At 48.5% G+C, this 20,725-nt stretch carries 23 protein-coding genes; 13 read left to right on the forward strand and 10 right to left on the reverse strand.

Annotated features, from left to right (window positions below):
* Nucleotides 1-139: 139 nt before the first annotated feature.
* Nucleotides 140-481 (reverse strand): zinc ribbon domain-containing protein YjdM, encoded by a 342-nt coding sequence (locus tag PBN151_RS12915; protein ID WP_072729239.1) that lies wholly within the window; start codon nt 479-481, stop codon nt 140-142.
* Between the two features lie 311 nt (nt 482-792).
* Here PBN151_RS12915 and PBN151_RS12920 point away from each other — a divergent pair, with 311 nt between their 5' ends.
* The 3 genes from PBN151_RS12920 (at nt 793) to PBN151_RS12930 (ending at nt 4,346) form a co-directional block, all read left to right on the forward strand.
* The gene (locus PBN151_RS12920; protein WP_072729240.1) at nt 793-1,872 is read left to right on the forward strand and encodes a Gfo/Idh/MocA family protein; all 1,080 of its coding nucleotides are present in this window, start codon (nt 793-795) and stop codon (nt 1,870-1,872) included.
* Nucleotides 1,869-2,723: a Gfo/Idh/MocA family oxidoreductase gene (locus tag PBN151_RS12925; protein ID WP_072729241.1), complete on the forward strand. Its 855-nt coding sequence runs from the start codon at nt 1,869-1,871 to the stop codon at nt 2,721-2,723. The genes PBN151_RS12920 and PBN151_RS12925 overlap by 4 nt, the downstream gene beginning before the upstream one ends.
* 138 nt (nt 2,724-2,861) lie before the next feature.
* Nucleotides 2,862-4,346 carry an N-acyl-D-glucosamine 2-epimerase gene (locus tag PBN151_RS12930; protein WP_139295336.1) on the forward strand — a complete coding sequence of 495 codons (1,485 nt, stop codon included), beginning with the start codon at nt 2,862-2,864 and terminating at the stop codon, nt 4,344-4,346.
* Between the two features lie 103 nt (nt 4,347-4,449).
* On the opposite strand, the gene PBN151_RS12935 is transcribed toward PBN151_RS12930, so the two are convergent.
* The 3 genes from PBN151_RS12935 to PBN151_RS12945 form a co-directional block, all read right to left on the reverse strand.
* Nucleotides 4,450-4,686, reverse strand: coding sequence for a helix-turn-helix domain-containing protein (locus tag PBN151_RS12935; RefSeq protein ID WP_072729242.1), 237 nt, complete (start codon nt 4,684-4,686; stop codon nt 4,450-4,452).
* A 15-nt stretch (nt 4,687-4,701) separates the two neighbouring features.
* A complete protein-coding gene (locus PBN151_RS12940; protein WP_175560696.1) occupies nt 4,702-5,178 on the reverse strand; it encodes a DUF2975 domain-containing protein in 477 nt (158 codons plus the stop codon).
* A gap of 156 nt (nt 5,179-5,334) precedes the next feature.
* Complete coding sequence (locus PBN151_RS12945; RefSeq protein WP_072729244.1) at nt 5,335-6,219, reverse strand: LysR family transcriptional regulator; 885 nt, start codon at nt 6,217-6,219, stop codon at nt 5,335-5,337.
* 121 nt (nt 6,220-6,340) lie between these two features.
* Between PBN151_RS12945 and PBN151_RS12950 the strand changes: the two genes are divergently transcribed.
* The 5 genes from PBN151_RS12950 to PBN151_RS12970 all read left to right on the forward strand — a co-directional run bounded on the left by PBN151_RS12950 (nt 6,341) and on the right by PBN151_RS12970 (nt 11,600).
* The gene (locus PBN151_RS12950) at nt 6,341-7,081 is read left to right on the forward strand and encodes an SDR family NAD(P)-dependent oxidoreductase (RefSeq protein WP_072729245.1); all 741 of its coding nucleotides are present in this window, start codon (nt 6,341-6,343) and stop codon (nt 7,079-7,081) included.
* Nucleotides 7,082-7,263: 182 nt separating this feature from the next.
* The gene (locus PBN151_RS12955; RefSeq protein WP_072729246.1) at nt 7,264-8,223 is read left to right on the forward strand and encodes a helix-turn-helix domain-containing protein; all 960 of its coding nucleotides are present in this window, start codon (nt 7,264-7,266) and stop codon (nt 8,221-8,223) included.
* A gap of 204 nt (nt 8,224-8,427) precedes the next feature.
* Nucleotides 8,428-9,726, forward strand: coding sequence for an ABC transporter substrate-binding protein (locus tag PBN151_RS12960; RefSeq protein WP_072729247.1), 1,299 nt, complete (start codon nt 8,428-8,430; stop codon nt 9,724-9,726).
* A gap of 91 nt (nt 9,727-9,817) precedes the next feature.
* A complete protein-coding gene (locus tag PBN151_RS12965) occupies nt 9,818-10,771 on the forward strand; it encodes a carbohydrate ABC transporter permease (RefSeq protein WP_072729248.1) in 954 nt (317 codons plus the stop codon).
* A 1-nt stretch (nt 10,772) separates the two neighbouring features.
* Complete coding sequence (locus PBN151_RS12970) at nt 10,773-11,600, forward strand: carbohydrate ABC transporter permease (RefSeq protein ID WP_072729249.1); 828 nt, start codon at nt 10,773-10,775, stop codon at nt 11,598-11,600.
* Nucleotides 11,601-11,839: 239 nt separating this feature from the next.
* Here PBN151_RS12970 and PBN151_RS12975 read toward each other — a convergent pair whose 3' ends face one another.
* Entirely contained in the window at nt 11,840-12,400 is a 561-nt protein-coding gene (locus PBN151_RS12975; RefSeq protein ID WP_072729250.1) for a riboflavin biosynthesis intermediates N-glycosidase, read from the reverse strand.
* A 232-nt stretch (nt 12,401-12,632) separates the two neighbouring features.
* On the opposite strand from PBN151_RS12975, the gene PBN151_RS12980 reads away from it, so the two are divergent.
* A complete protein-coding gene (locus PBN151_RS12980) occupies nt 12,633-13,325 on the forward strand; it encodes a Dph6-related ATP pyrophosphatase (protein ID WP_072729251.1) in 693 nt (230 codons plus the stop codon).
* A gap of 76 nt (nt 13,326-13,401) precedes the next feature.
* Here PBN151_RS12980 and PBN151_RS12985 read toward each other — a convergent pair whose 3' ends face one another.
* Nucleotides 13,402-13,731, reverse strand: coding sequence for a carboxymuconolactone decarboxylase family protein (locus PBN151_RS12985; RefSeq protein WP_072729252.1), 330 nt, complete (start codon nt 13,729-13,731; stop codon nt 13,402-13,404).
* 1 nt (nt 13,732) lies between these two features.
* Complete coding sequence (locus PBN151_RS12990; RefSeq protein ID WP_072729253.1) at nt 13,733-14,140, reverse strand: tautomerase family protein; 408 nt, start codon at nt 14,138-14,140, stop codon at nt 13,733-13,735.
* Between the two features lie 115 nt (nt 14,141-14,255).
* Here PBN151_RS12990 and PBN151_RS12995 point away from each other — a divergent pair, with 115 nt between their 5' ends.
* On the forward strand, nt 14,256-15,158 hold the full coding sequence (locus PBN151_RS12995) for a LysR family transcriptional regulator (protein WP_072729254.1): 903 nt from the start codon (nt 14,256-14,258) through the stop codon (nt 15,156-15,158).
* A gap of 73 nt (nt 15,159-15,231) precedes the next feature.
* On the opposite strand, the gene PBN151_RS13000 is transcribed toward PBN151_RS12995, so the two are convergent.
* Complete coding sequence (locus tag PBN151_RS13000; RefSeq protein WP_021257443.1) at nt 15,232-15,720, reverse strand: cation:proton antiporter regulatory subunit; 489 nt, start codon at nt 15,718-15,720, stop codon at nt 15,232-15,234.
* A 24-nt stretch (nt 15,721-15,744) separates the two neighbouring features.
* Complete coding sequence (locus PBN151_RS13005) at nt 15,745-16,965, reverse strand: cation:proton antiporter (protein WP_072729255.1); 1,221 nt, start codon at nt 16,963-16,965, stop codon at nt 15,745-15,747.
* Nucleotides 16,966-17,150: 185 nt separating this feature from the next.
* On the opposite strand from PBN151_RS13005, the gene PBN151_RS13010 reads away from it, so the two are divergent.
* The 3 genes from PBN151_RS13010 to PBN151_RS13020 are packed head-to-tail and all read left to right on the forward strand — an operon-like array spanning nt 17,151 to nt 20,017.
* Nucleotides 17,151-18,284 (forward strand): DUF418 domain-containing protein, encoded by a 1,134-nt coding sequence (locus PBN151_RS13010; RefSeq protein WP_072729256.1) that lies wholly within the window; start codon nt 17,151-17,153, stop codon nt 18,282-18,284.
* A gap of 15 nt (nt 18,285-18,299) precedes the next feature.
* The gene (locus tag PBN151_RS13015; RefSeq protein WP_072729257.1) at nt 18,300-19,415 is read left to right on the forward strand and encodes a sensor histidine kinase; all 1,116 of its coding nucleotides are present in this window, start codon (nt 18,300-18,302) and stop codon (nt 19,413-19,415) included.
* Nucleotides 19,412-20,017, forward strand: a complete 606-nt coding sequence (locus PBN151_RS13020; RefSeq protein WP_072729258.1) for a response regulator transcription factor — start codon at nt 19,412-19,414, stop codon at nt 20,015-20,017. Before PBN151_RS13015 ends, PBN151_RS13020 begins: the two co-directional genes overlap by 4 nt.
* A 7-nt stretch (nt 20,018-20,024) precedes the next feature.
* On the opposite strand, the gene PBN151_RS13025 is transcribed toward PBN151_RS13020, so the two are convergent.
* Nucleotides 20,025-20,609, reverse strand: a complete 585-nt coding sequence (locus tag PBN151_RS13025) for a GNAT family N-acetyltransferase (protein WP_072729259.1) — start codon at nt 20,607-20,609, stop codon at nt 20,025-20,027.
* Between the last annotated feature and the right edge of the window lie 116 nt (nt 20,610-20,725).

A 20,725-nucleotide genomic window follows, 5' to 3' on the forward strand; every position in this document is an offset into this window, starting at 1 on the left:
TACGTAGAACAACGTTGTCAGCGTGACACTCCCGTCGCTCTGCGATGCCCAATTCAACCCATACAAATTGAATAGCGAACACAATAAAACCCACCTGTGACAGTCGTCTAGGTGGGCTTTACATTTTCGCATAGCTCGCTTATATCTTTTTTACAAACTCAGACTTCAGCTTCATGGCACCAAAGCCATCGATTTTGCAATCAATATCATGATCGCCGTCAACAAGGCGAATATTTTTCACCTTTGTTCCGATTTTGATCACGGAAGAGCTTCCCTTTACCTTCAAATCCTTAATGACGGATACCGTGTCTCCGTCGTTCAATATATTGCCGTTCGCATCGCGAATGACCTTGTCATCTTCCGAATGGCTAGCATCTGCATTCGCAGACCACTCGTGCCCGCATTCCGGGCATACCAACATATTGCGATCCTCATACGTATATTCCGATTGGCAGGAAGGGCAGTTAGGCAAATTAGACATGTTTCATATCTCCATTCATTCTATATTTTCAAATCAGTAAGCTCTAAGTATATGGGATTGATGGCAAGGATTCCACTATATATGGGATTTGTCCGGAATCTGTAAAATATGCACGCCCATTGCAGTAGCTCTGTAGAAGACGTAGATTGAGGCGTTCCCTACTCGAAAATCGAACAATAATCCCAATTTTATATACGAAAGTCAAATTAATTAAAGCGCATACATGCTACCATGGGAGTACTTATTGCGCAAGTCACTAGAACTAATTCGGCCTAGTTCCTTACTGGCCCCATACCTTGGAGGGATTCGATATGAGTAAAACGATTGTTGCCATTATCGGCTGCGGGACGATTGCGAACAGTGCCCACATCCCGTCTTATATGGCGAATTCAGAGGTAGAGATTAAGTATTTCTGCGATATTCGCAAGGAACGGGCAGAGCAAGCTGTCGAGAAGTACGAGTGTGGGGAAGCAGTTGAGGATTATCATATCATTCTGGATGATCCGGAAGTCGTAGCTGTGTCCATCTGTACACCGAACTATTGCCATGCCTCCATCGCGATTGATTGCATGCGCGCAGGCAAGCATGTGCTGTGCGAGAAACCAGCTGCCAGAACGTATGCAGAGGCACTGGAGATGCAGAAGGTGCAGCATGAGACAGGCATGACGCTGAACATCGGGGTCGTAAATCGGTTCAATACTGGCGTGAATATTATTAAAAAGATGATTGCCGACGGCGATTTGGGCGAACTGTACCATGTTTACGTCAGCTTCCGCTCCCAGCGTTCGATCCCTGGTCTTGGCGGGGACTTCACGAACAAGGCTGTTGCCGGCGGAGGCGCACTCATTGATTGGGGCGTGCATTTCCTCGATATCGTGATGTACTGCACGGGCGATCCAGATCCGCAGACCGTAACCGGTCAGGCTTATAGCAAGCTGGGCAAGGATATGGAGAACTACTCCTATATCAACATGTGGGCAGGGCCTCCGAATTATGCAGGCACGTACGATGTAGATGACTTTGTAACGGCAATGATCCGCACTTCCGGTCCTTCCATTACAGTCAATGGCGCTTGGGCGCAGAACATTGGCGTGGATGAAATGTACATCGACTTCCTAGGCGATAAGGCTGGCATCCGCCTGCAGTACGGCGCAGACTTCACGATCTACAGCGCGAAGCATGGGGCTCTGATGGAGAGCACGCCGAAGTTCAATAAGACAGATATGTTCCAGAACGAGATTGACAGCTTCATCTCCTGTATTAAATCCGGCGAGAAGCTGCCTTCCCATATTGATACGGTTATTCTGACTGCCAAGATGCTGCAAGCTATTTACGATTCATCCGAACAAAGAAAGGAAATTTCGTTCGCGAAGGAAGGTTCATTCGCATGAAGAAGATCGGGTTTATCGATTATTACTTAGACGAATGGCATGCCAATAATTATCCAGCATGGATTCGCAATGCTTCTGAAGGAACCATGGAGGTCGCCTATGCCTATGGCCTGAAGGATTCGGAACATGGGCTCAGCAATGCTGCATGGGCGGAGAAGCATGGTGTTCAGCTATTGGACAGCATCGAGCAAGTTGTCGCGCAAAGTGATTACCTGATCGTGCTCGCACCAGACCATCCAGAGCAGCACGAGGTACTTGCCGAGCTGCCGCTGGCTTCCGGCAAGCCGACGTATATCGATAAGACGTTCGCCCCTGATCGGGCTGCAGCCATTCGCTTGTTCGAACATGCTGCTAAGCATGGCACGCCGCTGTACTCCTCATCGGCCCTGCGATATGCAGCGGAATATACCGAAGCAGACCGTGATGGGATTGAGGTTATATCCAGCTTGGGGCCTGGTACATTTAGGAGTTACTCCATCCACCAGATCGAACCGATTGTTTCGCTCATGGGGGCGGATGCAAAGCGAGTAATGTCCATCGGAACGACGACGGCCCCTGCGCTGCTGATTGAATTCGGGGATGGCAGGCAAGCAACAGTTCGCCATCTTGGCGACGAATGCCCATTTACGATGGCAGTAAAATATCACTCAGGCAGCAGCCGCATCTTGAAGGTGGAATCGGACTTCTTCCAGCTGTTCGCCCGCGACTTGGTTGCTTTCTTCGAGTCTGGTCATGCGACCGTTCCGTCTGAGCAGACAATTATGATTATTTCCATTATTGAAAATGGAATGAAAGCATTGCAGCAGCCGTATGAATGGATTGAGCTCCCTTGCGCTGCTGTCCACTCGTAATGCAAGTGAAGAGTGGAATGGAAAATTTGCATTTCATGAACCAATTCGTTATAAAGGGAAAATAATGATTGAGCCCGCAGGCTCTGGTTCGATATGAAGCAGATGCAGCAAGAAGCCGGCATAAGAGGAGGTATTGTGATGTTTTTATTTCGTTCGTTTCGCAATTTCGGATTAACCCGTTCCCAAACAGATCGCTTACCTCCTCCCATCTTGCTGTCATCGATCACGAATACATCGCCCAAGCAGAAGCTGCATCCCTGCTCACCACTTGCGAAACAACATTCCCCTGCCCTTGTAGGGCCTACGATCCAGGTAGATCCGACTTTCCGCTATTATCAAGATCGCTCGGCAGCCAGCATTGCCGATGAGATTATCCAAAATGGCTTTGTGGGCGTCCATTATTTCGTCGTCAACGAAAACAACGTCAATCGTGAACTCATTGAGGCATTCAAGCAGAGAGGGTTGTACGTATGGGCGCTTGTACTCGGCAACGGATCTTACTCCGTAGAGGGATTCCCTCCGGAATGGCCTAGCTGGCAAATGGAACTGCTGAAGCCTGTGAATGACGGTTACTATCGCTTCTCCCCGCATAGTAAGGACTATGTCCAATGGAAGAAGCAGAAGCTCGCCCAATTGGTACGCGATTATCCTTTTGACGGGATCGAGGTAGCAGAACCGTATTTCCCTGAATGGGACGGAATTAAGCGTGGTGTATACGGCGATGTTGGCCCCCTTGCCCAAGCGGCATTCAAGGAACAGTACGGGCACCCACGCATACCGAACTTCACCAATCCACGCGATCCAGACTATTATCTGACCAATAAGGCGCTATATCAGGATTGGATCGGTTTTCGCGTCAAAGCGGTGAACAGCTTCCTGAATGAGGTCATGAACGGAGAAGGCGGAGTACGAGAAGCCCGATGCGACATCCTAGTGGCTACTTGGTCGCTGGCGATAGACGCCGGACCTGACTCTGTTGCCAAGCTGCGCGAGCTGCAAGGGCTCGATGCTGCGGCGATGATCTCGGCCGTTCAGCCTGACCTTCACTTCCTGCAGACGCATTGGCCAGATTGGATGAAGCCGCAGAGCAAGCTGCCGCCACAGTATATTCGCAGCTACCAGAACTTCGTGGATCAGATACGTGCCGTCCATCCGAACATCCCGCTAGGTGTGCAGGCCGATATTGGCTCTACCCTGTCAATGGTGAAGGATCGCAGCTGGCTTCAAGAATTCGGCGAGGTAGCACAGGACATGGGGTTCTCTACTTGGACTGCCTATGAATATCATCTTGGCAAGTATATGTACGACGAAGCCCCTGTTCCGACTGCGGTCGCCCGACCACAGCGAGACAAGGTCGTGATATCGTTTCAAAAGCGGATTGATGAAGTTTCCGCCAAGCGTCCCGGCAGTGTGAGCATTGTAACGGGCAAGGCAGAGCTCCCCCTTCCACCAGAACTTATTTCTGTCGACGGCAATATGCTTATCATTCAATCCGATCAACTGCCGCAGTCAGCATTCTTCCTGCGAATTCAACAGATTGCGGATACACCTTCCTATTGGCTGTATAACAAGGATAAGCCCGCCAATGTGATGAAAGGCGTTACGATTGTGACGGTACAATAACAGACAACAAACAAAAAAAGCAATCCACTTGCCCCGAGGCCATTCGGACGGCTGTTGATTGCTTTTTGTGGTGTTCAGCTTATTGACGGATATCCCGCACTTCTTAGGTGTCCGAGCTGTCTCCCTGCTCTTCTTTATCCTCAACATATTCGAGAATATCGCCGGGCTGACAGTCTAAAATTTTGCATAGTGCATCGAGTGTAGAGAAGCGCACCGCCTTCGCTTTATTCGTCTTCAATATCGACAGGTTAGCCATCGTGATGCCCAATTGCTTCGAGAGCTCGGTTGAACTCATCTTCCGCTTGGCCATCATTACATCCAGATTCACGATAATTGCCACAACTATAACCTCGCTTTATATCGTTTGATCGTTTTCCTCCTTGATTCTCGCAGCCTCCTCAAACAACTGAGCCAAGGTTAAGCTCAATAACCCACCTGTTAGCGCAATGAACGTTACGACTACCATCGGGACGATAGTCGCCGCATATAAGAATAGATCGTAAGCGTATATCAAAAATACGGAACAACCATTGAACAAGACAATCTCAATAAATGCACAGACTGCGATGACTTTCAATGCCTTTGCGGTATGATGGGTGAACGGATTGCCGCCTACCGCTATTTTACTAAGTTTCTTGAGCTGAAATAAAGCCATCACAAACGGCACCGCGCATAAATAGATACTGCTCGTTATCACTGTCACCATGTCCTGTTCTAGAATAGAATAGGCACTCTTCAAAAAGGCAGTCAGCAGTAAAGGAGTCGCCAAAAGCGCGAGCAAGGTTAACACAATACCGCATGCCACAATGATGTTCACAACTCTTGAACTCATGGATGTTTTCATTCTTCCCAGCCTCAACTTCCGTTTTCTATGGATTTAAGACCCATTGTAGATCAGTATTTATTGTTAGTCAATAAATATTAACTCCTTAACAATAATTTCAACGTCATGTAGACTTGTTACAGATAAGCTGAACACCCGTCCACATCAGTTCTGGCGAAGTTCCTTTTCCAAAAACCGATATATATTTGCGGCAGTACACCTTAACGGATGTTCCCCCGATCTACTGAGCATGCCGGACAGCATGTCCACTTCGACTCCGTCTATCGCTCGTACAGTTGTCCCTTCAGGTATCGGGTTCACCATTATTTCTGGGACTAAAGCAATTCCTAGCCCCCTTTGTACGTAATGCTGCAGTGCCATCATGCCGCCAATCTCCATGGTGTCCATAGATAACTGTCCGGCTTCCCGCAGGATGAAATCAAGCTTTTTGCGATACGGACAAGTCGCTGCTGTGATCAATAAGCGATGCCCCTCGATATCTGCCAGTTGAATGGTATTGCGTGCAGTGAGCAAATGATTTGCTGGCAATAACAGAACAAACTTCTCCATAAATAACGGTTCGAAGTGAAGATCGGTGCCTACTTCTGGAGACGAACAGATCGCAAAATCAATTTCGCCGCGAAGCAGCTTCTCCACTAATACAGGTGTGCTCGCAATTTCCACAGCAATACGAATTCTCGGATAGTTGTTCATGAATTGTGCGATCTGAATAGGCAGCCGATGGCTAGCCGTCGGTTCCGTTACGCCAATGCGTACTGATCCCGCCTCCCCGTTGCTCATATCCGCAATATTAATCTGCAGCTGTTCCATGCGATGTACAATATCCAAACTCTGCTCATAGAACATCCTGCCTGCCTCTGTCAGTTGAATCGTTTTCCCTCGGTCAAAAAGCTGTGCGCCTATCTCTTTCTCCAGCTTCTGTATTTGCATCGTAATGGTGGATTGTGCGTAGTTCATTTCTTCTGCCGCACGGTTAAAGCTGCCGTATTTAACGATACACTGGAATGTTTTTAATGTTTTGATATCCATTAGCATACTCCTGCTTATAAATTCAATATTATTGAATCATCTATTCATATCATTCAATTATACAAATAGATAGGTAGCCAATACAATGGAATATAGGATGGACAAGGAGAGGGGAATACGTATGAACTTGAAGCATAAAGTGGCAGTCGTAACGGGTGGAGGCACCGGAATCGGCAGGGCTGTCGCTCTTACTCTATCGAAGCGTGGAGCGACGGTTGCCATTAACTACTCGCGTTCCGAGGCCGATGCAGAAGAAGTTGTACAACTCATTCGTTCAAGTGGCGGGCGCGCCATAGCGGTTCAAGCTGATATTTCACAAGATAATGAAGTTAGAGCAATGGTTGATAAGATTGTGCGGGCCTTCGGGACGATTGATGTACTGGTGAACAACGCAGGCATCACGAAGCATATCCCGATGGAGGATCTCGACGCTGCAACGGAGGACGTATGGGATGAGATGTTCGACGTAAATGTGAAGGGGATGTTCTACTGTGCGCGGGCCGTCGCGCCTTATATGAAGGAGAAGCAATGCGGCTCGATCGTCAACGTCGGCAGTATAGCTGGACAGACGGGACTCGGCTCTTCCCTTCCCTATGCGGTATCCAAGGCGGCAGTTCATGGCTTGACCAAATCCTTAGCACGAGCGCTTGCACCCAATATTCGGGTCAATTGCGTCGTTCCGGGGGCGGTAACGACAAGATGGTGGCTCGGACAGGAAGAACGTATGCAGCATCTGGCTCCTAATCTGTTGCTGCAGCGGATCTCCACGCCGGAGGATATTGCTCAGTTCATCTGCTCCGTCTTGGAGCAAGAAGCGATGACGGGGCAAATCATAACAGTGGACAGCGGACAAACCCTGTAAACTGTGAAACGTAGTCAAGGTTACGAGGGGCACGCGAATATACTTGTAATAAGGTAAATATCCTCCTGCACCTCTTCTGCGGGAGGATATTTGCATCTTACGGCTAACTGACTAGCATGTTCGATGGAATGGCATTCTCTTCAGACGATCCCCATTTACATGATGCAAAGGAGTGAACGGCATTGGATATTCAGTGGAAAGCAGCCGACATTGGGAAATGGACTCGCTCAGGCATTATCTACTTCACATCCAAAATGGAAATGCTCGAAGACTTGCCCTGCAAAATGTACAGGCTGTACAGGCAGCATAGTCTGACCTATCACTGCCACGACTATTTTCAAATTTGGTATGTGGCAAAAGGGGCTTTCCGGCATACTGTCAGCAATCGGCGATTCGAGATTGAACAGGGCGATATTTTTGTCATCCCCCCATTTACCTTGCACAGTATTGATATTCCCCCCGAACAGAACATCGAGATCTACGGCTGTGAGTTTATGCCTTCTTTTATTAACGAGCGCTTCGAGGAGAAGCCGATGGAACCTCTCTTTTTCGATGTTGCCTATCTGGAATACTTCCTCAGCCGCGATGATAGCGCACAATCAAAAATTACGCTCGAACACATTACAGAAATGCGTGTCCGCCATGTGCTCAAAGAAATGCTTGCCGAATATGAGCGGCGATCCCCCTTTTTCCAAATCGTACTGAAATCCAACCTGCTCCTCCTCCTCTCGATGCTCATCCGGGAAATTAACAAAGATCTTGTGCAGGAAGGATACGAGAAAACCGAGAAATATCGGTCGATTATGACAGGAGTCATCGATTATATCCATGCAGCCTATCATGAGGACCTCCATTTGGACACGCTCTGCTCGCTCGCGAAATTGTCCCGCTCCACCTTTTGCAGCATATTCAAGACATGGACAGGCAAGACGTTCAATCGTTATCTAGCGGATCTTCGCATATTTCATGCCCTTACGATGTTGAAACAGCCCGAACTATCCGTTACCGATGTCTGCTATGCGATCGGATTCAACGAACTTTCTTATTTCTGCCGCATCTTCAAGAAATACACCGGCATTTCCCCTACCTCCTACCGCAAGCAAGCGATCCAGCAGGAGCCAGGCACGCCACGCATACGATAATCCCACTTTTGCACACGAAAATGAAATCAAAATAAAGCGCATACATGCTACCATGGGAATACTCCAAATCCAGAAGGGAGGGAAATTGACGATGATACTTGAACACTCCCGGATTGATGCCTCAGGCTGCGTGCCCTACGCGCACGGTCTGCTTCATCGGGAGATCGGAAGTATACATTTCTGAATGATGGAGGGGGAAAAGTCATGAAAAGAAAGCCGTTGATGTGGTGTCTAGCATTCATTCTCGCGTTCTCTATGCTTGCAGGTTGTTCTGGGGGGAATACCTCCAGCGAAGAAGGATCGTCTGGCGAATCGTCCTCCAAAGAGAAGGTAGAACTGAGCTTCTGGTATGGATGGACTGGGCCGGAGGCAGCAGCGCTGGAGAAGCTAATCGCCAAGTGGAACTCTGCCAATCCGGATATTCAGGTGAAGGGATTGTCTCAGAGTGATTATCAGAAGCAGTTGACCGCCATCACGGGAGGCAATCCTCCTGATATCGCGTCCCAATTCGGGCAAAATGTAGTGCCCTGGGGACTTCGCGGTGCCATGATGCCGCTTGATGATTACATTGCCAAGGACGGCGTCGATATGAAAGACTTCGTTCCCGCTGCAATTAGCACTTCCCAGCACGACGGCAACACATATGCCATACCGATTGCCATGCACGTAACGATGCTGTTTTATAACAAAGATATTTTGAAGGAGGCAGGCTTTAGCGGACCGCCAGAGACGATCAGTCAACTTAAGGAGTACATCAAAGCACTTAGCATTGTGGAGAATGGAGGCCGCCTGCAGCGGCTCGGATTATGGCCGGGAATGGATACGTACACCTTCGCGAATGCGTACAATGGCTCGTTCTACGATGAGGCTGCGAAGCAGGTAACACCTGACAATGCTGGGGTCAAAGCCGCGCTCGAACTATCCAAGGGCATCTGGGATCAGTACGGCTCAGCTAACCTAGATCGTTTCTCTTCCGGTCTCGGGCAATATATGTCCGCTCAGAATCCGTTCTTCTCCGGCAAGTATGCCATGACAATCGACGGCGAATGGCTGCCGACCTTCATTAAGCAGTTCGCACCTAATCTGAACTACGGCATAGCTCCTATCCCTTATGACGAGAATCACCCTGAGCTGAAGAAACCGGGCAATGTAACGACAAGCGTATTCTACATCCCAAAGGGTGTTAAGCATCCAGATGCTTCTTGGAAGTTCTTGAAGTGGATGACAGAGCCGCAGCAGATGGCCGAATTCACGGCAGCGATTGGGAATTTGCCGACGAAGCTGTCTGCATTGAAGAATCCCGCCTATCATGACGTGCCAGGGTTCAAGGAGTTCTTGGATTACTCCACGAGCCAGAACTTGCGCTCTTTCCCTGCCACTTCCTTCGCCAACGAGTATATTGCGGAGTTCGCCGTACAGGTTGATACCATTCTGAGGGGTACCGTGAGCATGGAGGAAGGCTTGAAGAAGGTGAAAGACAAGATTCAGCCGTTAGTGAAATAAAAGCTGTGCAGATTTATGGCCTTCGCATCCGGATGCTTGCAGCAAATCCAGGTTCGATTCACGTATTGTTGACGAAAGGAGGGCACTCAAGATGAACGTCCCCTCATCCATTGCCCCATCTAAGCTGAAGAGAGGCTGGTCGAAGAAGGAGAGGCATACTTTCCTCCTCGGTCTAGCGTTCGCCGCCCCTTGGATTATCGGATTTCTAGCCTTTACGGTATATCCGTTCTTCAGTTCCTTATATTTCAGCCTGACGGAGTATGATCTGTTCAGCTCGCCCAAGTGGGTTGGATTGAATAACTATAAGCAAATATTTGAGGACGAGAGCTTCTATCGTTCACTTCGCAACACCTTGTTCATGACCTTCATTGCCGTGCCTACTACGCTTATTATCTCCCTGTTGATTGCCCTGCTGTTGAATACGAAGGTGAAGGGAATTAACTATTATCGGACGATCTTCTATTTGCCGTCCGTCATTCCGATCGTCGCCAGCGCCCTCTTGTGGACGTGGATGCTGAACCCGGATTTTGGTTTAATCAATACTCTACTCCGCTCCTTAGGACTCCCTGATCCCGCTTGGCTGCTGGATCCCCAGTATACGAAGCCCTCATTAATTCTCATGAGCTTATGGGGAACCGGTGCTGGAGCACTCATCTTCCTTGCTGCCTTGCAGGGCGTGCCGAAGCAATATTACGAAGCGGCTCAAGTTGATGGGGCGAACTGGTGGTATCGATTTTGGAACATCACCATACCCGGACTGTCACCCATCATCCTCTTCCAACTCATTATGGGCTTGATCGGATCCTTTCAGATCTTCACGGAATCTTACATCCTGGCGGGCGGGAAGGTAGATGGGGGCAAATCGCTCGGCGGGCCGGATCAATCCCTGCTGTTCTATGCAGTTAACCTGTATCAAGAAGCATTCGTGTACTTGAAAATGGGCTATGCCTCTGCTCTTGCCTGGATTCTATTCATCCTTGTCCTGTTCATTACATTCGTGCTCATGAAGACCTCGGCACGCTGGGTATATTACGGAGGTGACTGACGTGGCCGCGAAGCTTCGAAAATCGATTTTGCCGCATGCCGTGCTTATTCTGTTCTCGTTTCTGTTTCTATTTCCGTTTCTATGGCTGGTCATGACCTCCCTAAAGACACCGGATGAGATCTTCCAGCTTCCGCCTAACCTATTGCCGGACACGTTCCAATGGTCCAACTATGCAGCCGCCCTAGAAACCATCCCCTTCGCCCGGTATATGACCAACACGCTCATCATCTGTACCGTCAATATTGTCGGACAATTATTCGCAGCGCCGCTAGTTGCCTATTCCATATCAAGAATACCGTGGAAAGGGCGCGGCATCATCTTCTCGATCGTGGTTGCCACGATGATTTTACCCGCACAGGTTCAGTTGATCCCGCAATATATCATCTTCACAAAGCTTGGGTGGGTGAATACGATTTTACCGTTAACGATCGGAGCTTTCTTCGGGGCGCCCTTCTTTATCTTCCTGCTGCGCCAATTTCTAATGGGTATACCGACAGAACTGTCTGAGGCGGCTAAAATAGATGGGGCTTCTGAGATTCGGATTTATATCCGAATTATCCTGCCTATCCTGAAGCCCGCCCTCGTTACCGTGGCATTGTTCTCTTTCGTATGGGCGTACGTGGATTTTATGGGGCCGCTAATTTATTTGAACGATTCAGCCAAATGGACGATAACGCTTGGCCTGCAAGGCTTTCAGCAGGATCACGGGGCACAATGGGAGAAGCTCATGGCCGCCTCTACCGTAATGACACTGCCGATGATCGTCCTCTACTTCTTCGGGCAGAAATACTTTATGCAGTCTGGCTCAGCCTTGACTGGATTTAAATAAGTGAGGAGGGAAATCGAATGAATCGCGCCACAACGATGCATAAGCCGCATTCGAACTACAATGCAGGGATATATGCGCTCGCCTTACCGGTACTACGATAAAAATGGAGCTCCGCATGTATGTATCGTGGGCAATCTATCGTTATGGTTGACAAGGAGAATTACTAGCTCTTGAGCTTTTGGGCTGCCCTGTACCTTCTAACAAAGGCAGTAGGGGCAGCCTATTTGGCTGTGGCGGCGTCACTCCGTTCCATTCGCCAATAACTGATCTCGCACTTCGGTTAGGGCGAATCCCAACAAATTATCGCCCCGCCATTTCATCGGATTCTCCACATCTGGATGATCCTTAGCCATTCCAATACCCCAGATGCGGTCAACTGGGCTTGCCTCCACTAAAATCCGCTGCTTGCTCGCCTTGAGAAACGCACACAGTTCCTCATTTTGCGAAAATTTCGCGAAGTTGCCTCGCTTCACGATGTCATAGCATTCGCGGCTCCACACCTCGTTGTCAAAACGTTTCACGGCGCGCCCGAACGCCTTCATTTGCTTCGGATGCTTCGCGTTCATAATGGCTTCCAACATCTCGTTATCACCGAACAGCCTTGCCTTTTCTGCCATCATATACTGCTCCGTGCAGCTATTTTTATGGCCATCTACTGTAAAGCTAGCTGTCCACCATTGGCTGAAGCAGCTCTGATTGATGCTTCCGTCAGCAGGAGGCGTATGCCCCCAGAAGAATAAGTACTTGAACTTCTTCCCCGCTTGGTGCGCTTTCTGTAACGCTTCAAGATTATATATCATCTCTATCACCTCAACTTGGTTCATCCTACCATTTTACTATAATTGCAATCAAAAGGCGGTCTCCATCGAAGGTTCTCATGCCTAAAATCGGAAACGCCTACTATTGCATTGCGCATATTTCTTCACACGTAATAGTGATAAAATAAAGTATCCATTATAAAACGCATGTCGTGTGACATTCTTTTATCAACCGAGCCACATCTACATTGCACATACAAAGGAGCGTACAACCATGACAGACGCAACAACTTGGAAAAACGGTGCTCACGGACATAGATTCATTGCTTCCTTCAGCGGAGGAAAAGATAGTACATTGGCACTCTATAAGGCCATGCAGGGCGGAGAAGCAGTAGGCTTAATCGTCATGCTTGAAGAAGAGGGCAAGCGTTCCCGCTCCCATGGCATGCCGCCTGAGCTTATCCGGGCACAAGCCGAGGCCATCGGGCTGCCTATATTTGCAGGTGCGGCAAGCTGGACAGACTATGAGTCCGTATTTATGGGGCTGTTGGCGCATGCGAAGGAGCAAGGTGCCGAAGTATTAGTGACGGGGGACTTGGACGTACCGGAACACGGCTGCTGGCATGATCGAGTAACGAAGAATGCAGGGCTAGGCTTGGGAATGCCTCTCTGGGAAATGGATCATCTGGGAGCAGTTCAGGAATTCATCAATCTCGGATTTGTTACGATGCTGGTGACAGTCAATCTGTCGAAGGGCATGAAGGAAGAAGATTTAGGACGTGTGCTGACTCACGAGTTCGTGGAGGAGCTCCTCGCACGCGGAATTGATCCATGTGGTGAAGGTGGAGAGTTCCACACGACCGTAATCGACGGCCCTCTATTTAAGCACCCGATTCCGGTTCGCAAATGCGAAATCGTAAGAGACGGAGATTATGCATTTTTGCCTTTGGAGTTACAGAATTCGTGAGTCAGCAATAGTGGCTTGAACATAAAAAGCACAGTGCTTAGCCATTCGCTAGATGCTGTGCTTTTTCTATCCATGATTACGCCTTATTCCCGAAGACCACCTCCACCACCTGCAGCGCCGAAGCTGCACGCGGCCAGCCTGCATAATACGCAAGGTGCGTTATCACTTCCACGATTTCTTCCTGCTGCAGTCCATTCTCTACCGAGAGTCGCAAATGATAAGGAAGTTGCTCCATCAATCCTCCAGCAACTAGCGCAGAAATCGTAATCAGACTCCGATCCCGCAGCGATAATTGCTCCCGTTGCCACAGGTCTCCGAACAACACATTCTCCGAATAATCAACAAATGCCGGAGCTAATCCTCTTAACGACTCGCTTACATGCGGTTTAATTGCTCGATGAGCCATGCTAATCACCCCTCTTTGTCTGACGATCCAGCATTTGAGCAATGCCATTGCCGAACGACCAATCATCGAATTCATTATCAACAAGCACAACAAATACATCTTCATTTCTTATACTCACCGTGTTCGACAACTCCTCAGCCAGCATCGCATAAAAGCTTGTTTTCTGCTGTTCCGTCCTCCCCGATTTAAGTGTGATATGGATATAGAGCAAGCCATCGCTCCGTTCAACATTCAAGTAATTCTTGCTGTAGAAAAATTCCTCCGCCCTATGGGCATGAAAGACTTGAAAATAATCATCTTCCGGCACATTGAAGTGTGTGATCAAAGTGCACATGATTGTCTTACTGATTTGTTCAAGTAGGCGGGTGTCATATTGCTCCTCCATGTAACTAACCCGAATGAATGGCATATCCGATCGACTCCTTCTCTGAGATGCCTCCATTGTACGCCCGCTAATTTCATTTGTATAATTGAATAAAATCATGATCTTATTCGATTATTTCGATAGAGGTGACAACAAGCAAATGGATCTCAAAGAACTAACCGCATTCAAAACCATACTTGAAGAAGGGACTTTCTCCCGAGCAGCCGAGAAGTTGAATTACGCACAATCTACCATTACGAGTCAAATTCAACGCTTGGAAAAAGAACTGGGCATACCATTGTTCAACAGAGGCTGGGATGCGGAATTGACCCGTGCCGGCCACATGCTGGCAGCGGAGATTGACAGTCTCATTCAGCATTGGAACTATATCTCGGAACAGGCGAAGGCATTGCAGCAGGACGAAATTGGGTCTGTACGGATTGGAGGAATTGAATCCATCATGGAGACGGTATTCCCTAATGCATTGCGGAAGTTCCGAGTGCATAAGCCGAACATGCAATGTCACGTTGTGGCGGGAAATACCGATTTCCTGTCCCAATCCATCCTGCAAAAGGAGCTGGACTTTGCCATCTGTGGCGAGCCTTCCGACGCGTCTCCCTTCTATTTTCAGCCGCTGTATCAAGAGAGGATCACGTTCATTGCAGATCAGGCGCATCCTTTGTGTGCACAGGAGAACATCTCATTGGAAGAGGTTCTCCATTACCCAATCATAGCTGGCGGGCCAAACTGCTTATATTCGCTGCGTTTATCAAAGCATTTCGCCAGATTCGAATCATCACCTAACCTGAACACCGTAAGTCAGATTTCTTCAATCCCACACTTTGTGAAGAATACTTCTGCCGTGGGCGTCGTATTGGATACCACACCACTGATGCAGGAAGTCGCAGCAATTGACGTCAACATCGCCGATCCCCTGATTCAAATCGGCTTCTTGCAGAGGCGAGGCGCCCAGGAATATATGCAGTCGCCCTCTGCTAATCTGCTCATGCAGATCATTAGAGAAGAAATGGAGAGAGGCAGCAAACACGGCAAACACAGCTAGTCTTATCTCAGCAAAACAAAAAAAAGAGCACCTGCTATTATCCAAGCAGATGCTCTCCGACTATAATGATCCGTTATCCTTGTGCGAGCAGCTCTTTGAGCTGCTTGATTTGTTTGCGCTCTCCTGCAATGACGAGTGTCATATTGGGCGTAAGTTGTACCTCAGGATCGGGATTGATATACTGCTTTCCTTTTTCTATAGCTGCCAGGATTGTTGCTCCCGTACGCTGACGGATTTGCAGCTCGGCAATGGATTTATTAATGCATGGAAAGGACGGCCCCACCTTGCACCATTCAATGACGAGTTCATCAAGTTCCACTTGGATAGTATCCAATGCCTTCGGCTTATAGCTCATGCCGCCGATAATAGATGCAAGCTGTCTTGCTTCTTCATCCTCCAGTGTCACTTGGGAAATGCTCTGCTCTGGATCGTCATCTTCGAAATGGTATACTTCTCTTCTGCCATCATCATGGATAACGACGACGACTTTATCCCCCGACGCAGCTTCCATCTGATACTTTTTCCCGATACCCGGTAGTTCCGTTTCCCTTATCGTTGCCATATGGCCTGACATCTCCCTTCAATCCTATTTATTTGGTACGTTTGCTTTTTCTTTGGTATTGCTCCATTTGAATATGCGGTTCAGACCGCTATACACATATTTCGACTCTTTCGCCAGCAGTGGGCCAACTATAGCCAGCACGAGTACATACAGCGCGGAGAAAGGTTTAAGTAAAGGCATCAAACCGGCTGATATACCTAAGTTCGCCACTATGATGGTGAATTCCCCCCGCGCCATAATGGTAAGTCCAATATTCGTCGAAGCCTTATAGGATAATCCTGCCTTACGTCCTGCCATCCAGCCTGCAACCATATTGGACACCACCGTGAGCAGCACAGCCCCTAGAGCCATCCATGCAGCATCACCCAGCGTCAGCGGATCTATGCTTAGACCGAAACTGAAGAAGAATATCGCACCGAAGAAATCCCGGAAAGGAACAACCAGATACTCTATTCGTTTGCTGTGCTCTGTTTCTGACAATGCAAGTCCAAATAAGAGCGCACCGATAGCCTCAGCTACATGCAGGGTTTCCGAGAACCCGGCAATAAAGAATAGCAGGGAAAACACGACTATAATAAAGATTTCGTTCGATGTGATATTTAACAGCTTGTTCAATACTGGCGGCCCCACTCTTGCGATGATGAAGAATACGAGCATATACCCCATGGAAATCCCTACGGAGAGCAGAACTCCGCCAATAGATGTGGCCCCCCCAAGCAGAAGGCCGGACATAACGGATAAGAACACGGCCAGAAAGAGATCATCGAACAAAATCATGCCCAATATCAGCTCTGTTTCGGAGTTGCCTGTACGTCTAAGATCAACCAAAACCTTGGCTACGATGGCAGTGGAGGATACAGACATCAGCCCTGCAATGATTAACGTTTCATACAGCGGAAAATTAACCAAAAATCCGTAAGCCATTGCCAGCACAAAGTTCAGTACGACATATACGGTACCACCAAATACAATATTGCGCCCAGACTTAATTAACTTCGAAACCGAGAACTCTAGACCAATGTAGAAGAGCAGGAATAGTACTCCCATCCGCCCGAGAAAAGCTATTATGTACTGACTCTCTATAAAGGTTAAGTCGAACAAGCCGATCACTGGAGCATGCGGTCCGACCAACATACCGAGAACGATGAGGAATGGTATGATCGAAAACTTTAGTTTCCCAGCGATTAGCGAGGCGGCGGTAACTAACAGCAAGGCGGTTCCAACCTGAAAAATCATATGATCCATATGGCGGCTATCTCCTTCTTTCAAAATCCTGTAGCCTTATCCTGCGCAACAATATTCCTTGCTATCCAAATTCGAACAATATGACACCTGTCATCCTAATTCCTTTACAGCTGTGAATATTCCACCGCCCCTCTTCCCCACTACAATAAAGCTGCATGATGAATATGAGGGAAGGATGAGTACATGTGGAACAACGTCAGGAGAGAATCCGTCTGCTCGATATTTTGCGGGGATTTGCAATTCTAGGCACATTGGGGACAAATATTTGGATATTTGCACATCTAGGAGATTTATCTTATCTCACCACGTACGCGTATACGGGCTGGTGGAAGCTCGATGATCTGCTCCGCATGATCGTATTATTTTTCGTAAATGGCAAGATGCTCGGCTTATTAACGATCATGTTCGGAGTAGGCATGGAAATGAAGTATCAGCAGGCGAAGCGTGTGGGCAAGGCCTGGCCGGGCGTCTATATGTGGGTGCTTCTTGTTTTGCTATTGGAGGGCTTGCTTCATTTTATTCTCGTAATGGAGTATGACATCTTAATGAGCTATGGCATAACAGGCATGATTGCCGCCTTCATTATTCGAGGTGGCGATCGTGCCATATCCATCACGATGAGAGTGATTGGCAGCGTACATGTCATCGCAATTTTGAGTATCCTTCTGCTTGGATTAATGGGCGCCAATATGTCACTAGGGAACTTTGATCAGGTGGTCACTCTCTACAAGGACGGTTCATGGCTGGAGCAAGTCCAATATCGACTATCTCATTTCGTACAGCTTCGCTTTGAGCCCATTTTTGTCATTCCGTTGAATGTGTTTCTGTTTTTACTCGGCGTTCGCCTTATGCGCTCCGGAGTGTTCGCTCCAGATGAGAATGGGCAGCGACAACGCAGCAAGCTTTTGAAGCTGGGCATCTACGTCGGGGTGCCATTAAACCTGCTTATCTTCATACCCGGCGGCATTTTCGACATGCCCGTCCGCTATTTATTTGCTCCCTTTCTGTCATTTTGGTATATAGCGCTCATTGGTAAAGTGGTACAATATAACAAATTAGATCGGCTGTGGCGCCTGCTTGAAAACACAGGGAAGATGTCGTTAAGCTGCTATGTTATGCAAAATGTGATTGCTTCCGTGCTCTGTTATGGCTGGGGCTTAGCATTAGGCGGCAAGTTGAATTCGTTAACCATTATCGCAATCTGGGTGGAGATCTCCGTGTTCCAGCTATGGTTCGCTTCAAGATGGCTGCGGATCTTCAAGCTTGGCCCTATGGAGTCTGTCCGCAAGCGTGCGGTAGGCATTTTTCAGTCTAGGTGAATCTGGAGGCTATCGATGAAGATCTACCCAAGAGATCAGATGAAACAGTTTCTGCTCATAGATGTAATTGCGATCGTATATTTGTGCTATTTTGTCCTGAGCACGCGTTCCGATCTTGGTCTCTTGGGATCCCTTATGATCCTAAGCTTATTTTTGATTTCCTTCTATATTGCATTATGGCATCGGAATATCTATCTGCTGGCAGCTGTTGTATCTGGTCTCGGCACGATTGCGGTACTCAGTATCTTTATTGACCCCAATCTTCTCATGTTCGGATTTATATTTGCCGATCTGCTCGGCAGATCGAAGACCAAATGGCAAATCGGCGTCGGAACTGCAGCCATAGCCCTTATGTACGCGGTAGTCGCAAGATGGGGAGAAAGTGATTTCTATGCCAGGTATATGATGCATCTCCCCATTATCATTATCCAGATACTCCTGCCTTCTATCCTATACATAAGAGCGCGAGCGGCCAGCCTGCAAGGCCAGCTGGACTCTGCCAATGAACAGCTTGAACAATATGCCCTGCAGGAGGAAAGACACCGCATCGCACGCGATCTCCATGATACGCTGGGACAAACCTTGACGATGATCAAACTGAAAAGCGAGCTGGCTGCTAAATGGGTAGATAAAGACCCGAAGCAGGCCAAAGAAGAGCTGAACGACATCCTCAACACCTCGCGAATTGCCCTTAAGCAAGTACGGGAACTCGTTTCCGAGATGAAGTTCATTTCACTGACAAGTGAGCTGGCGCATTCGCGCAAGCTGCTTCATACGGCTGGCATTGAGCTTGTAATTATAGAGCATGGCCCTCCCCCATTGCTATCCAGTGTCGAGGAAACGATGATTGCTCTCTCTATGCGGGAAGCAATTACAAATACGATTAAGCATAGTCAGGCGCAGCACTGCACGATACAGCTTCAAATGATAGATAACAGGTACACCATATACATAACTGATGATGGTGTCGGGCTAAGCCACAAAGAAGGCGGAAATGGCATCCTGTCAATGAAGGAGCGAATGCACGCGCTGAACGGCACTCTTACAGTGGAATGCTTGCCTGCCGGAGGGACTGCGGTTGCAATGATGCTCCCCCTCCATCATCTCGGAAAGGAAAGTGCTGCTACATGATTCGCGTTGTGATTGCTGAAGACCAGCAGATGCTGCGAGGTGCCTTTGCCTCATTGCTGAAGTTCGAAGACGATATTGAAGTATTGGCGGAAGTGGCGGATGGGAAGCAGGCATGGGAAGCCATACAGCAGCATAAGCCTGACGTATGCGTGGTAGATATTGAAATGCCGCACATGAACGGCTTAGAGTTGGCATTGCAAATCAGAAACGCCGGGCTTCCTTGCAAAATTGTGATCGTTACTACCTTTGCCCGGCCTGGCTATTTGCAAAAGGCAATGAATGCCCAAGTGAATGCCTATCTGCTTAAGGATGAACCGATCGACTATCTCATTGAATCCATTCGTAGGGTCATGGCTGGAGAACGGGTGATCAGCACCGATCTGGCTGCAGTGCTCTTTATGAACAATGAGAATCCATTAAGCGAGAGAGAAGCTGAGATGCTGCGGCTAACGAAGGAAGGCTTGACGACAAGCGAAATCAGCAAATCCCTCTTCCTGACGATTGGCACGGTACGAAATTATCTATCTTCTGCCATTCAAAAGCTGGATGCTGAATCGAGACAGCAGGCCGCAGCCATTGCCGAGGAGAAGGGATGGCTTTGAACCATCCCTACAAAAACTCTCCGACAGGGAGATCAAGATTGATCGTCGTGTTGCGGAGTACCTTCTTATGGGCAATAGCCTTTGCCGAAAACAGGCGCATCAGCACAGCGACCTGCAGCGAGTCGCTCGTCAACGCCCCTTCATCACGACTGCCAATAAGGCTTACATCGGGCACAGCCGGCCAGGAGCCGGCTCGATGGTAGAAACCAGCCAGATCTGGATGGCATGTAAACAAGCCAAGATCCACGCCGCTCTGCTCCATCCATCGGGTAGCGGCAGCGACTGTTTTTAGCCCATAGCCTAAACCACGATAATCAGGGTCAGTCGCTACACAGCTAAGTCCTGATAGCCTGAACCTCTCTCCCTCATGCTCGATCGCTTTGGAGACAACTCCCGTATAGCTGACTAATTTTCCATCTGCATAGGCATAGAAGGAACGCGCATTCAGCGCTTCATGATGGGCAGCCGGTATCGTATCCTCCAGCAGTCCATCCTCCTCCGGCCATACGCGATGCAGCAAGACGGCAATCTCTCTCCATAGGCTTGCAGGTGCCTGATTATAATTTATTGATTGTATGATATCATCCGCCAATAGTAGCTCATCCTTTACGTGAAAGGTCTGGAGGCGACAAATCCCCACTCCCCTCTATTATCCACGAAATCAGAACCACCCGTCCAACGGGTGGTTTGCACTTGGGGTATAACCCC

This window comes from Paenibacillus sp. NAIST15-1, from assembly GCF_001894745.1.
GTDB lineage: Bacteria > Bacillota > Bacilli > Paenibacillales > Paenibacillaceae > Paenibacillus_B > Paenibacillus_B suaedae.

Bases quoted from the DNA above. Each gene is read 5' to 3' on its own strand.
- PBN151_RS12915 (WP_072729239.1), bottom strand. From the start codon at position 481: ATGTCTAATTTGCCTAACTGCCCTTCCTGCCAATCGGAATATACGTAT.
- PBN151_RS12920 (WP_072729240.1), top strand. From the start codon at position 793: ATGAGTAAAACGATTGTTGCCATTATCGGCTGCGGGACGATTGCGAAC.
- PBN151_RS12925 (WP_072729241.1), top strand. From the start codon at position 1,869: ATGAAGAAGATCGGGTTTATCGATTATTACTTAGACGAATGGCATGCC.
- PBN151_RS12930 (WP_139295336.1), top strand. From the start codon at position 2,862: ATGTTTTTATTTCGTTCGTTTCGCAATTTCGGATTAACCCGTTCCCAA.
- PBN151_RS12940 (WP_175560696.1), bottom strand. From the start codon at position 5,178: ATGAGTTCAAGAGTTGTGAACATCATTGTGGCATGCGGTATTGTGTTA.
- PBN151_RS12945 (WP_072729244.1), bottom strand. From the start codon at position 6,219: ATGGATATCAAAACATTAAAAACATTCCAGTGTATCGTTAAATACGGC.
- PBN151_RS12950 (WP_072729245.1), top strand. From the start codon at position 6,341: ATGAACTTGAAGCATAAAGTGGCAGTCGTAACGGGTGGAGGCACCGGA.
- PBN151_RS12960 (WP_072729247.1), top strand. From the start codon at position 8,428: ATGAAAAGAAAGCCGTTGATGTGGTGTCTAGCATTCATTCTCGCGTTC.
- PBN151_RS12965 (WP_072729248.1), top strand. From the start codon at position 9,818: ATGAACGTCCCCTCATCCATTGCCCCATCTAAGCTGAAGAGAGGCTGG.
- PBN151_RS12975 (WP_072729250.1), bottom strand. From the start codon at position 12,400: ATGATATATAATCTTGAAGCGTTACAGAAAGCGCACCAAGCGGGGAAG.
- PBN151_RS12980 (WP_072729251.1), top strand. From the start codon at position 12,633: ATGACAGACGCAACAACTTGGAAAAACGGTGCTCACGGACATAGATTC.
- PBN151_RS12985 (WP_072729252.1), bottom strand. From the start codon at position 13,731: ATGGCTCATCGAGCAATTAAACCGCATGTAAGCGAGTCGTTAAGAGGA.
- PBN151_RS12990 (WP_072729253.1), bottom strand. From the start codon at position 14,140: ATGCCATTCATTCGGGTTAGTTACATGGAGGAGCAATATGACACCCGC.
- PBN151_RS12995 (WP_072729254.1), top strand. From the start codon at position 14,256: ATGGATCTCAAAGAACTAACCGCATTCAAAACCATACTTGAAGAAGGG.
- PBN151_RS13000 (WP_021257443.1), bottom strand. From the start codon at position 15,720: ATGGCAACGATAAGGGAAACGGAACTACCGGGTATCGGGAAAAAGTAT.
- PBN151_RS13005 (WP_072729255.1), bottom strand. From the start codon at position 16,965: ATGGATCATATGATTTTTCAGGTTGGAACCGCCTTGCTGTTAGTTACC.
- PBN151_RS13015 (WP_072729257.1), top strand. From the start codon at position 18,300: ATGAAGATCTACCCAAGAGATCAGATGAAACAGTTTCTGCTCATAGAT.
- PBN151_RS13020 (WP_072729258.1), top strand. From the start codon at position 19,412: ATGATTCGCGTTGTGATTGCTGAAGACCAGCAGATGCTGCGAGGTGCC.